The 14257-nt window shown below is 37.9% G+C and carries 9 protein-coding genes; 1 reads left to right on the forward strand and 8 read right to left on the reverse strand.

Going from position 1 to position 14257, the window contains the following annotated elements; genetic code table 11:
* The 8 genes from ABUA31_RS09330 to ABUA31_RS09365 form a co-directional block, all read right to left on the reverse strand.
* The gene (locus ABUA31_RS09330) at positions 1 to 1455 is read right to left on the reverse strand and encodes an FHA domain-containing protein (RefSeq protein ID WP_349093153.1); all 1455 of its coding nucleotides are present in this window, start codon (positions 1453 to 1455) and stop codon (positions 1 to 3) included.
* 26 nt (positions 1456 to 1481) lie between these two features.
* Entirely contained in the window at positions 1482 to 1850 is a 369-nt protein-coding gene (locus ABUA31_RS09335) for an FHA domain-containing protein (RefSeq protein WP_349093151.1), read from the reverse strand.
* Between the two features lie 15 nt (positions 1851 to 1865).
* On the reverse strand, positions 1866 to 4202 hold the full coding sequence (locus ABUA31_RS09340; protein ID WP_349093149.1) for a PASTA domain-containing protein: 2337 nt from the start codon (positions 4200 to 4202) through the stop codon (positions 1866 to 1868).
* Between the two features lie 23 nt (positions 4203 to 4225).
* Entirely contained in the window at positions 4226 to 7192 is a 2967-nt protein-coding gene (locus tag ABUA31_RS09345; protein ID WP_349818721.1) for a PASTA domain-containing protein, read from the reverse strand.
* Between the two features lie 21 nt (positions 7193 to 7213).
* Entirely contained in the window at positions 7214 to 9310 is a 2097-nt protein-coding gene (locus ABUA31_RS09350) for a protein kinase domain-containing protein (protein WP_349818722.1), read from the reverse strand.
* A gap of 26 nt (positions 9311 to 9336) precedes the next feature.
* Complete coding sequence (locus ABUA31_RS09355; protein WP_055146873.1) at positions 9337 to 10062, reverse strand: PP2C family protein-serine/threonine phosphatase; 726 nt, start codon at positions 10060 to 10062, stop codon at positions 9337 to 9339.
* 126 nt (positions 10063 to 10188) lie between these two features.
* Positions 10189 to 11157: a DUF5050 domain-containing protein gene (locus ABUA31_RS09360; protein WP_349093146.1), complete on the reverse strand. Its 969-nt coding sequence runs from the start codon at positions 11155 to 11157 to the stop codon at positions 10189 to 10191.
* Complete coding sequence (locus ABUA31_RS09365) at positions 11154 to 11888, reverse strand: LytR/AlgR family response regulator transcription factor (RefSeq protein WP_022216241.1); 735 nt, start codon at positions 11886 to 11888, stop codon at positions 11154 to 11156. Before ABUA31_RS09365 ends, ABUA31_RS09360 begins: the two co-directional genes overlap by 4 nt.
* Positions 11889 to 12222: 334 nt before the next feature.
* Between ABUA31_RS09365 and ABUA31_RS09370 the strand changes: the two genes are divergently transcribed.
* On the forward strand, positions 12223 to 14253 hold the full coding sequence (locus ABUA31_RS09370; protein WP_349093143.1) for a hypothetical protein: 2031 nt from the start codon (positions 12223 to 12225) through the stop codon (positions 14251 to 14253).
* Positions 14254 to 14257 lie beyond the last annotated feature (4 nt).

Consider the following 14257-nt stretch of genomic DNA (forward strand, 5'->3'; position numbering starts at 1 on the left):
TCACCACCTTACTATAATTCCTACTGCACCGATCATCAGTCTATCTCCCGAAAACAACTGATGTCTGTCAGTTATCTGCTTGCCATTTAATTTTGTACTGTTTGTCGCAGTCATCAACGGCTGAACGAATAACTCTCCATTTTTGCATTCCAATACAATATGCTGTCTTGAAACTGTAACTTCATTGATAAAAACGTCACAGGTGTTTGCCCTGCCTATAAATGCACTTCCATTTATATGAACATTTTTCACATCAGGCTTTCTTCCTATAACCTCTATCTGTACATCCATCGAACTATTGTAGTTATGTCCGTTATCCATGCCTACATCATTATTATTTGTTATTTGTGCATTTTTTCTGTGTCGATCTATTTTGCGTTTTTTCTTCTGCCTATGATTAACAGTCAAAATAATCACTAAAGTAATAACAACAACCACAACTAGAGCTGAAAATATAATTATCAGCTTTCCAACTATTCCATTCGTCCACCATGACTTAAGCTTATTGATAAATCCATCGTTATTACTTCCAACGCCGCCATCTGTAGGGGTTGCAACACCATATAATTCTACTGATGTTACCTCAACGACTTCTGTTGTTGCATATCCCGTCCAATTGCCAGATGTTGTACTATTTTCTGTTATTGATTCCTCGTTATTAATTGAATAACCAATATTTAATCTTCCTGCTACATCTGTCTCTATATTTAGGAGCACATCATCAGCAGCTTCATCCAATGGTGCCGCATCAATACAATCCTCTTTAAAGAAGTTGTCTATCCCCTTCATCGAATCATATCTTTTACGTGTAGTGTCCGGAGTAGCCTTATATCTGGATATATCGACCCAATACACTAAACTATTACTTTCATTTAAAAGCTCCTTACTTTTCTTTTGTAACTTTTCCTGACCATCGGTTAGCAATATATACACATTTTTATTGTCAGTATTTTCTTTATTCTCCAATACTGCATACAATTCGTTATTAAATTCATCAGGATTCCTATTTTCAGAATCCACAAAATCATTAGTATTACGAGACTGACTGATGACATCCGACAGATTTACCACACCTGTATTATTCTTTATGGTCGTAAAATCTCCGGTTTTCTTTTCAGCTTCAGAAGATGTTATATAATACACCTCTATATTTCTTGTCAGATCTCCGCTTCTCTCTGCAAAATCACTAATTAGAGTTCCAACATATTCCAGATTTTTTCCTGAGTCATTTCTTGCATCATACTCGTCCAGATATATTGATCTTTTAAAATCCCAAAAAATATAATAATTTACGCCACTATCATCCGTTACATCTTCATTACTTTCACTAACCATAGTGTTTTCAGCACACGCAGTTATGACCGAACCTATTAACCCATTCATAACAAAGGCCATGGTTATCAGCACGCTCAGGCCTATTTTTTTTAAATATCTGAATAGACAGCTTTCACTCATCTCATCCACTCTCCATTTCCCAAATTTTATCGTAATAAAAGTTCTTCACTATATGTTCCGATACATATATGTGTTCCACCAGCAACTGAAACGACCTGTCCTTTTTTTGTTATTTGACCACCTGGAAGGATTATTCCATTTGTTGATCTGTCTTCTATTGTGTACAAACCAGTACCATTGTTGTAGCTTAGTCTGCAATGTGTACGACTGATGAAATCTCCCTCCATGATCAAATTACATGTTGCCGGATCCCTGCCTATAGTTATGATATTTCCATAATTCACAGCAATAATAACCCCTACCAGATACCCTCTGACACCGATAATCGCACCTCCATCCTGTGGAACATGATTTAAAACCTGCTGTCTTGAATTGATTTTCTTAACATTCTCCATTTTTATCCTCTACTATTAGTATTCTGGGCAAATATAATTTCCGCTCTCATCTTTTTCATTATTACAAATTATCAGTGAAACCGATGTTCCATAATCGACCTCGGAATATGCAGAAACACCTTGACTTAAGACTGCACCATCATATGAATTAGGATCAGACCTGTACTCTATGCTTCCAACTGAAAGCCCCGCATCATACAACATCGATATAGCAGAATCTTCACTACATCCAGATAAATCTGGAACGATTGCTTTTGTCGGTTCATCATCTGGTTCTGGTGCTTCTGTCGTTTCTTCTTCAGTAGTAGTCTCCTGGGCTGTCGTAGGTGTATCCTCTGTAGTAATTTCTGTTGTTTCTTCTGTATCATTAGTTGCTTCTGAATTATCTTCAGAGCCATTGCCTTTACTCACCACAAGTTTTATAATTGTTTTTTCCTCAACCTCCGTATCTGGTTTTATACTTTGCGATATTACATGATCCTTCTCAACCTTATCACTCTGTTCATATTCGACCTCTATCTGAAGATTACTCTCATCCATAAGTTTCCGGGCATCTTCAAGGCTCTTATAAACTACATCAGGAACATGAGTCATTTTTACACCAAGAGAAACTTTTACCCCCAACACAAACCCCTGTTTTTCTTTTTCTCCAGACTTATGATTCTGCTTTATCACTTTTCCCTGAGCAACCTTGCTGTCATTAAGTGTTTCTTCCTTATATATGTATATCTTTTTCTCTCTTGCACACTTTCTTGCATTCTCCCATGTTTCACCAACAACATCTGGAATTGTAGTTTCTGCGCTCTCATCATAACTACTATTGCCAATAGATACTTTCAATAATATCTCTGAGCCTTTATCTACTTTTTCTCCTTCTTTATATTGTTGGTCACATATATAATCCTGAGCTATTTCACTTTCTTGTGTTTCAATCTTCGCATGCAGCCCCATCTTTTCAACTTGTTCCACGGCTTCAGTCTGTCCTAATCCAGTGAAATCTGGCATATACACCTGTCCTTTTCCACTCGATACAACTATTTCTACTGTCATACCTTTCTGTACCTGACTTCCACCACTTATATTTTGTGATAATACTGAGTCCTTAGGTATATCTTCCGACTCCTGCTTATCAACAATTTTCATATCTATATTTTCAGAGGCCAGTATTTTCTCAGCATCATCAACTGTAAGATTTATGACATTTGGCACTCTTGCATCCGATCTGTCATCCGAGGAAATAAATGAATCCCAATTTATTACACCAGTTACCAATAAGGTCCCAACTACCAGTACAGCTAATATTGATGCTGCTACCACTGCTTTCAACCATGTTGGCCATCTTCCAAGATCTCTGGATTTTGATGTTACACGATTTTTGTGTACAACATCCGTTGTCGTAAGTTCATATTCCAGTCTTTCCATATCCGGAGTTCTGTCATTGATTTCTATATTTAAAGCATTCAATATAGCATTCTCAACATTCTCTGATATGTTCCCTGCAAACTTTGATGGTAATTCCAGTGTATCTTTAGAACATCTCTCCATTGAATCGTCCGGAGTTACGCCAGTTATCATTTTGTACAAAGTTGCACCACAACCATATACATCTGTCCACGGCCCCTGTTCTCCACGGCTTCTATACTGTTCAGGCGGCGCATATCCCGGTTTAACTATAACCGACAGGCTTTTGCTGTGATTTGTTGATGTCGCCTGTCTTGCAGCGCCAAAATCAATAAGCTTTACCTCTCCATTTGAAGTTATGAAAATATTATCTGGAGCTATATCTCTGTGTAATATCCCTTTTTCATGAACCTTCTTCAAAGTCCTTATTATAGGTATCATCATATCAACAGCTTTTTGATAATCTATTTTACCGTTATCTAGGAGGAATTCTTTTAACGTTTGTCCCTCCAGATATTCCATAGCAATATATGCTGTATTATTTTCACGGAACACATCATACACATCTGTTATTCCTGTTGTTCCCTTAAATTTTGCAAGCCTCTTTGCCTCATCAATAAACTTTTCTATTCCTCCGTTAAACTGGTCAGTCCTATCTCCACTAAAGATAGATATCGTTGATGAGCCAACAGCCCTTGTTGCAAATTCAGATGGCAGATATTCCTTAATAGCTATTTTCTTCTCAAGACTATAATCATATGCCAGATATGTAACCGAAAATCCACCATATCCTATGGTTTTTCCTACAATATACTTCCCGCCAAGTATTACTCCCGGAGCTAAATGATATGGCTCTGCGGGCGGAGTATCCACCCTATATCCACAATATGGACATACGCTATCATTTTCATCAAACTTATTCATACATCCCATACATAATTGTTCCGCCATACCATACTGCCTCCTGTTACTTCCTAGTATTGTTCATATACATAATCTTGTTTTGTCTCAACCTGTCTTGTTGAGGATTCACTAACTCTAGATGTGCTCCACTCAGACCACGAACCATAAATTGGTTTTCTGTACCAGTATGTATATACCTTATTCACAGACCGGGTCTGATATCTGTAGACAGTACCCGTCCACGACCACTCACCAGTGCCTGAAACATTTCTGTAATTAACTTCTCCATTACTATTAAATACCCATCTTTCAGTCGAACTGCCAGGCCACTGAAATTGATTTGCACGTGATACTTCATCCCACGGAAGATAATATTCCCTCCTTCTAGATCCTGAATTCTGCCATTTATCATCAGTTCTTTCATAAGAACCATCAGCCCTGTATGTATCATATCGACCAAACACAGCGCCATCTTTCGCTTCTACATTACAGGTATCACTGGATTGTACGTAGTTTGAACTCCATTCAGTCCATCCTCCCCAGTTCCCATAAGACTGACTTTCTTCGGTTTTGTAATATGTATAACCACTTGGAGTGCTGTTACTGTTAGTCTTTTTTATATCATAATCCTGCACATCTCTATATCTATACATTGTCACAGTATCATTCGAACAAACTATCAATGATATCTGAGTTCCTTTTTTTACCTTCTGATTTGAACCAATACCCTGATCCAAAACTATGCCTGTACTAGATGATGAGGAAGATCTATATTCCACACTTCCAACACTTAATTCATTACTTTCCAGCATTGCTTCAGCCTGTTGCAAAGACATTCCAACCAGACTAGGCACATCTACCATAGAATCATCTTTTGATGGTTTTACATTCTCAGTTGTGCTTTCTGTCTTATTCTCTGTGCGCTGTTCTTCTGTAGCATGTTCTGTTTTTTTGTCCCCAGTGTTCTTATCTTCCTTCTTACTCTCTGATTTTTTCTCCGTTGTCTTCTCTGTTGTTTTTGTTTGCTCTGATGTTGTATTCTTCTTATCAGTATCTTCATATCTAGGTGCAGCATCAATCTTATCACTGCCCTCACTTATACACAGCGATACTGTAGACCATACTTTCACCTCTGTTCCCGCCTCAACGCTCTGGGATATTACATGATCTTTAGCTACCACATCACTCTTCTGGTATGTAACCTCTATTTTTATCTTACTGTCATTCATAAGTTTTGAAGCTTCATCAAAGCTCTTATATACAACATCTGGAACATGCGTTGTATTTATTCCGAGGCTCACATCAACGCCTAAGTCAGAACCTTCTTCCACCTTTGACTTAGCTTTCAAAGACTGTTTCATAACTATATCTTTCTCAACAGTATCACTGTTCTTTATATCTGATTTATATATGTATATTCTTTTATCAGATGCCATTTTTCTTGCATCATCCCATTTTTCACCTACAACATTCGGCACTTCTGTTTTCTTCGAATTGTCATACTCTTTTTTACCCAATGACACCGTAAGGTTAACCTCTGAACCTTTATCTACAGCCTCGCCATACTTGTACTGCTGTGCGCAAATATATTCCTTCTTTATTTCGCTCTCAGCCGTATCTGTTTTTACAAACAAACCCAGATCCTTCAATTCCTGTTCAGCTTTTTCTTTAGATAAACCAACAACATCAGGCATATACACCTGTCCTACGCCTCCAGATATTGTAACCTCTAACACCATTCCCCCTTTGACTTCCGTACCATAAGGAATGTTTTGTGACAAAACCGCACCTTTAGGAATCGTATCAGATTCAACCTGATCAACTATCTGAATCAGCATATCCTTTTCTTGAATCATTATCTCTGCATCATTGAGCGTTTGATTTACAACATTAGGCACCCTGACTTTAGATGTCGCCCCCGGTATAAACATCTTCCAATTTATCACGCCTGTGACCAATAAAGTTCCCAGCGTCAATAGTAAAACAGCCGCTGCAGGCACCGATATCTTTAACCATAATGGCCAACGTCCAAAATCCATTTTCTTCTTTTTAGCCTTTATTCTTGCAACTTCTTCATCCGTAGTAAGCTCATATTCCAATCTCTCCATATCTGGTGTTCTATCCTCTATCTCCAGATTCAGAGCATTCATAATTGCATTTTCCTGATTAGTCGTAATATCTATATTAAATTTTGATATATCTTTCAGTGAATCCTTCGAATCTCGATCCATCGAATCTTCAGGGGTAACTCCAGTTATCATCTTATATAACACGGCACCGCATCCATATACATCTGTCCAGGAACCCTGATCTCCCCTACTTCTATATTGCTCTGGTGGTGCATATCCCGGCTTCACTATTACAGATAAACTCTTGCTATGATTTGTAGATGTAGCCTGTCTTGCAGCGCCAAAATCAATGAGTTTTACTTCACCATTATTGGTCATAAAAATGTTATCTGGTGCAATATCTCTATGTAAGATTCCCTGAGCATTTACCGTCTTTAACGTTCTTATTATAGGAATCATCATTTCTATCGCTTCATCAGGTGAAATCTTTCCGTTTTTTTCCAGATACTCTTTGAGTGTCTCTCCCTCAAGGAATTCCATCACTATATATGCAGTATTATTCTCTACCAACACGTCATAAACATCTGTTACTCCCGGAGTTCCACGAAATTTTGCCAATCGTTTTGCTTCATCAACAAATTTTTCTATTCCTCCACGGAATTGTTCTTCTCTATCACCTGTGAAAATTACAACCTGTGAAGATCCTGGAGATCTTGTTGCAAACTCAGAAGGCATATACTCTTTTATCGCTACCTTTTTATCAATACTGTAATCATAGCCTATATATGTTACAGAAAATCCTCCATACCCTATTGCTTTACCAACAATATATTTTCCTCCAATAACAGTTCCTGGAGTTAAATGATATGGCTCCTGAGCTGAAGATTCGGAATTATAACCGCAATACGGACATATACTGTATTTGTCATTGTATTTTTCCATACATCCCATACATATTCTTTCAGGCATCTGTATATTCTCCTTCCCACTTTACTGCTGTTTTATCTTCATGTTATCTGTGTAAGAATCTATAATCTGTAATTCAGTATTAGTATCCGTATATGACTTCAACGCAGATTTATTAACTGGTAATCCTTCAATTTTCTGCAATTTATCCACACCATTATCGCTATAAGATGTTCCTAAGAACAACGCTTCCTGAGCTCCCTGTTTTAACATATAGCTTATTAACAAAGAAGCCGCTCTGCTCTCATCATCACTGGTTGTTCCACTTATCGACAATTCATTAGTTGGTTCTACATAAACTGAATCACTTTCTATCTTCACGATCTTATATCTTCCAGCCCAACTGTCATTTACAAATTTATAGTCCTCCGTTGAACCGAAATAGTATAATAATTTATCGTCAGATAAAAACTGCTTATATATTTCACTTCCACCTAATTTTTTCCATTCTTTTTTTCTTTTATCATCAATATTCTGACTATTCTCATTACTATTCAGCGAACTCAGAAGAATATCTTCCGCAGATTCTGATATATAGAAACTATCATCACTCATGCTTTCTATCTGCTTGTAGTCGCTTATAGTCAGATTATCTATATTCTTAACTTCTGAGCTTCTTTTTACATATACAACAGGTGCCTCAAAGCTTAATGGAATTTTTTTGCTTTCTTCAATAGAATTTTTATAATTTTCTAACAGATAGCAATCGTCAGATCCCGACTTTTCCATATATTCATAAACTTTATCTACGCTGGCCGCATCCTCCATAATCTCTTTTGTTGCATATTGAGCCTGGAATATTGTAGGCATCTCTCCATTCTCGTATGCTTTTAATAATTCACTGCCATATTGATCTTCTGGTATAAATTTATAATTAACATTTACCTTCTCTTGACTACTTGTGAATGCTTCTATTCCACTATCCATCATTGCCTTTGCGCCATCTTCATTCATTTGATCATCCACTGCAATCCAGATTGATATATCAGCAGCATTCATAACCACATCAGCTTTTTTATTTTTATACATGTTGTACACATAAAGTGACATTGACACGACGACAAGAAGTGCAATTCCTACTGTTATCGTTCGCTTCATTCTGCGTACACGAAGTTCTTTCTTTGGCTCCATAACTTTCTTTTCTCCATCAAGAGCCTTTTTTAATTCGTCTACATTTGAAAATCGTATTTCAGGATATATTGACATTCCCTTCATAACAGTATTACTTATTCTTTCAGGAATATCACTGTATATCTGAATTGGAGATTGTACTGTATCCTCTATAACTCTATTAACAGATTCGTCCGGTAATACTCCTGTTATTGCGCGATATACAGTTGCACATAACGCATATATATCTGTCCATGGTCCCTGCTTACTTTTTGCCTGATACTGCTCTGGTGGAGCAAATCCAGGTTTCAAAATAATAGATCTGGTTCTTTCCTGATCAGCATCTGAAAATCTTGCAGCGCCGAAATCTAGGAGCTTAATCCGCCCATCGTTGCACAACATTATGTTGTCAGGACTGATATCTCTGTGTATTATTCCGCCAGCATGTATCTCCTTGAGAGCTGTTATTACCGCATCAGCTATAGGTATAACCTCTTCACAGCCTATACGACCTCCCTTTGACTTTAAATAACTCTTCAAAGTCATTCCTGGCAAATATTCCATAACAAGATACGCAGTATTATTTTCCTCAAAAAAAGCATCAACATGAACAATATTTGGATTATCGACAAATTTCGCCATATTTTTTGCTTCATCCAAGAATCTTTCCAATCCCTGCATATACTCTTCTTTACTTTCACCAGTATAAATAATTACCTGTGGCTTTCCTGGAACCCTTTGCACAAGACCAGTTGGATAATACTCTTTCACAGCCACAACCGTCTCAAGTACATTATCCCAAGCCTTATATGTAATACCAAATCCGCCAAATCCTATACATGTACCTATCACATACCTGTTATTGTATAAGCCAACTCCCGGATATAAATGATATAATTCTTTAGGTGGTGTTCCCTCGCAATATCCACAGTATGGACAGACCTCACTCTCTTCCTTATCGCTATATACTATGTCAAATAAATTAAAACAATTTAGACATCTTCTCTGCATTCAATATATCCTCCAACAATATTTACCTACTTAACCCAAACGGCAATCGCCGAATTGTTATCCATATCCGTACACTTACCGTTTTGCCTTACTATCTCAACCATTGCATCCAACCACTCATCAACACTGTTTGATTTCTTCAAAGTCTTAGTCATTGCTTTTTCATCTATCAATTCCCAAAACCCATCTGAACACAAAAGAAATGCCTGAAATCCATTTTTATTTATAATCTCAGAACAATCATACTTTTTAGTCTCCCATGGACTACCTATAACCCTCAGCAATTTATTCCGGTCTTCATGCCCTCTGATTTTTTTCTCTTTTAGCTTGTGCGCCAGAACCAACATCTGAGGAACGCTATGATCCAAAGTTCTTTCAACCAACTTACAATTTTGAAAATAATATAGACGTGAATCGCCTATATGGGCCCATTTGATCTGATCGCGACATATATCTAACGCAACAAGTGTCGTTTTCATGCCATTTGCGAATGTACCCTCTTGAATATTCATTACTCGTTTTTGAGCTTCTTCAAATATATCTGACAAAAGATCAGCGTTACTGTCTCCAACTAATTGTGTAAGATCTCTGGCTGTTTCTATCGCATTTGAAGAAGCAACTTCACCACGTCCATGACCGCCGAGTCCATCAGCCAATACAAATATATTTCTCTGATTTACATGGAAATTTCCAACGGAATCCTCGTTTTTCTCCCTGTTTCCTATGTCGGAATATACCTTATATGTTATCATTCTAATCCCCTCCATCTCTTGTGAAATTATATCATATACTATATATCTCCACGTTTTTGCATGTCTGTATGTCGTTTTGCCATGTCTGTATTTTGCTTTTTTTCGGCAAACTCCGTAATAACAACATCAATATCCAATCAAAGCTGCTGCAACATTTTTTACGCCCGCTCCACTCTTACTAACAACGAACGCATATGTGTAACCCGAAACAACAAACAGATAATCTCCACAATCTATTACATAATTTATTCCACCATTTCTAACATACTGTGCAGGAACTTTAAATATGGTTCTACGACTTGTTCCTTTACACCTGACAAGTGCGGCTCCCTGTATCTTATATATGTAACCATATTTATTATTTGATATCGGAAGTTTATTAATTGTTGAACTTGTAAGCCATGTAAATGTACTAATTCTGTTTTTTGAAGTTGAAATACTCGTGCGAGTCATCTTTCCGTTTGTTCCTATTGCATATGTGACAGAATTACTTCCAGTAAATATGACTCGATTTTTTCCAGCAATGAGCTTATCTGTTGAAACCTTCCCACTGAATCGATAAATGCACTTCTTATTTCTTCCGTTGGAATCCATTCTATATATGCCCGTAGAGCCATATTCAACCTTAACGTTTGCATTCCACGGAGCAGGGCCTTTTTTAACACCTATATAATAAATATACTTTCCGACAACAACAGGGCTATAGCCTTCCGCAAGGACTTTCGTCTTCTTACCATCCTTTGACATTCTATATACATACCTGTTACGGGCATCGGAACCAATATATTTATTTACAGTGCAATATATATTTTTTTTTGTAATTGTCAGATCCGTACAGCGCAAATCAGATATTTTTTTCTGACGTTTTGTAGATGTATTGTACATATACAACCGCCCTCCTTGAGCCCCTGATCCCACTGCGTAATACAGCATCTTCCCACTCATTGCCGCATATGACGGCACATATAACTGCTCGTACCTACTTGTTCTTGTACTGGCATATACATTATCACCACTAAACAACTGAACCTCTGAAACCAGCAGTATTATGCCCATAATCATCACAATAAACTTTCTTATTTCTCTTTTTTTCATTGAACTACTTTCTCCTTTCTATTTGCATTAACATCTCCATACCGTCTACCAATCTTTATCTCCTCCCCATCAACCATCGTAACGGTCTGATGATTATAATTACTGATATAGTCCCTGTTTACCACCGCAGCGGCTGAGCATCTCACGAAATTATCTGGGAGTTCTTTCATAATCTCGCTGAGAGGTCTGTATTCGTAATATTTGCCATCACGCTGGTCATTTTTTCTATTTGTGTAATATATCGTGACTCTGTTCTCTATTTTGATGTACATTATGTCGCGGCAATCAAGGATATTGACGTTCCTGTCATATCGGATTTTGATGAATTGCTTCTTGTCATCATTGTTCATCTTCTCCACAAGATCATTCATGAATGTCACAAGTCTTGCATCATGCCTGCCTTTAAGCATACAATTCACATGATTCGCCTCGTATATGTCTAGTTCTTCAGGGATTTTGTTTACATAAAAAAGAATCTTGCAAGATGGAGCTACGGCATTGATCCTCTTTGCCAGGTTCACACCATTCTTGCCATTTGGATACAGAAGCTCTGTTATAAAGATGTCACAGTCGAACTTCTGATAGTCGATATCCAGCATTACTGAATCAAGGTTATATGAAACAAATCTCACATTTTCGTTATCAATAATGTTGTTTTTAATTTGAGAGCGCAGGAAATATACTGTTCTCTGCGTCTCGTCTGGATTTACATCGCATACGCCTATTGTCATATTGAATTCTCTCCCCCTCATTTATCTATGCGGTTCTCCGCCTCATTGCATATCAATTTAAAGAAATAAATGATCTTTATCAATTATTACCTGATATTATAGAGTCTGAAGTAATATGACTTTCAGGCAATGTAATCCGCACTCCAGACATACCATTGTCTATATTGCATGTTTCATTGTCTATTTTCGTTATTGAAAATTCCTTATTCTATTTTGTCGAAATATATCCTTTGTTATGTTGAAATAGCTCATTTTTTGTTATATATTCATATAGTGCTTAGCACATATATTTACTAAACCAACCTATTTCATTTCCATGAGGGGGAAACAAAAGATGAAATATCGTACCAGACCGGCGGAACACATATGCTCTCTGGAGGAACTTTTCACAGAGCATCTGGGGCTTAACATTCCCATTGTTCCACAGACGTCTTCATACTCCAACAAACATACTTTCAGCCAATTATTATTTTCACAGAATCCGAACCAATATGACGATATTGACAAAATAATGTCATTTTCCGTCTTCAAGGATGCGGATATAGAATGGCTTAAGAAGGATGCAGATTCAGCCCAGAAACCTCTGTACTATCTCATCCATCCTGACGAGAGCTATCCTACAGGCACGAAGCTTAGTGTTTTCTTTTCCAACCTGGCAAATAAGAACTTTTCCGGAAACGAGCAGCCTCTTCCTATAAGAGCTCTGCTGAATGCGATAGATTACGACAAGCTGTGTGCTCATCTTGACAATCTTATAGAAACAAAAGGCGCACTGGACTCTGATTTTATAGTTTCACTGCAGTCATATCTGAGCAATGTCCTGTCAACCGACAACAATCTTACACATTATTGCTCTTTGTTCAAATGCACCTCACCATCAGAATACCTTGCTACGATCCTTTTGTATGCGCTTTTTGATGATGTGAATTTCCCTGCATATGCATCGGAGGTTGCAATAACAAGAAATATCAAAGAACCTAAGGTCGCACATCCCGTGACTGATCTGAACAACCCACATTTTCAGAAGCTAATGAATGATGCCAGGAGGGTTGACAAGCTACAGGCATTTGCAACATATACACTGATAGTCCTTTACTCTGTACAGATGCTTGCAACCATCTTCTCTTCTACCTGGATCAGTTCCTATGAGGCGACAAGCACAAAGGGGACGCTGTTCAGTATTGTCATGCTGTGTGCATCCATCATTTTGACAGCTTTGAGATTTATTCCATTCTCATTGCACAAGAAGTATTCGGAGCTAAGCCTGATACTTGAACATTCCGTGCTTGATGAGAACAGTAACACCTATAGCATTACATATAATCATTTTCAGAACTGTTCGAGATCTTTTAATGATATACAACAGGGGAGACGAGTCATCATCACCTTGTTCTGTATGGTGAGTATTCTGTATATTGTTGTGTCATTTGTATTTAACAGCTTTCCTCTGCTGGTGGCTCTCGTCAGTTTATCATTTGGTGGAGTTATGCTTATCGACAGCATGGTTCATGACCATATTACCTACAAAAGGTATGATGCTTTCTTCTCCTCGGATCTGCCAGGTCATGTTCCTGCGTCCAGATTCGGAGTAGCGCGCATGTGCTCATGGGATTACGATTCCAGACTGAACTCTTTCAGACACACCAGCTACAACAAGCTCACAAACTACAGTGAGGATTGCATCCGGCATATATATGATCAGGTAGCGGATTCGTCCAAATACAGTTGGGCTACTCTAACCGCTTTCATTGTCACTCTTTCATCCATAGGTGTGATCGCCGAGATCCTTCAGCTTGTGAATCCTGACCTGGAGTATTTCAGAATGCCAAATGCTTCCATGCTCTATTCCGTCACAATGATCCTTATTTTGCTGAACGGTGTTCTGAACATACTTATACTTCTCCGTGCGAGATCCCATTATCAGAAAATGGCCGAATTCTCATTCTACGCCGGCAATCCTGACTCTGATAATTATGAAGTAGCAACACTGTTCCGACACAACCTGTACGCAGGCAGCATATCTGAGCTTGCGATTGCCAGAGGAATATATAACTACAATTTGTGTCAATTTGAACAGAGCCTGTCCACATCGGACATCCAGCCACCTGACGACCGTTATCATCCTATGTATATCGTGAATCAGAAGCTGCATCTCATCACAGATGTTGCGCTGTGTATATTTGTCGCATACCTGAGCACGGCAGTATGGCACGCAAATAATCTCCGAAATCTGATAGGCCTGCCCATTCTTGTCGCAGTGTATGCCCTGTGGACATTTGCAATGTATCCACTATTCAAATACAGAAAGATCAAATCCAGCATCCGCAAGCTGAATGTTGAACATAAAAATAAGGAAACACGCTGAACAA

Origin of the sequence: Coprococcus sp. RTP31081st1_H1_RTP31081_211007, from assembly GCF_040227275.1 — a bacterium.
Classification (GTDB): Bacteria; Bacillota; Clostridia; order Lachnospirales; family Lachnospiraceae; genus Coprococcus; species Coprococcus aceti.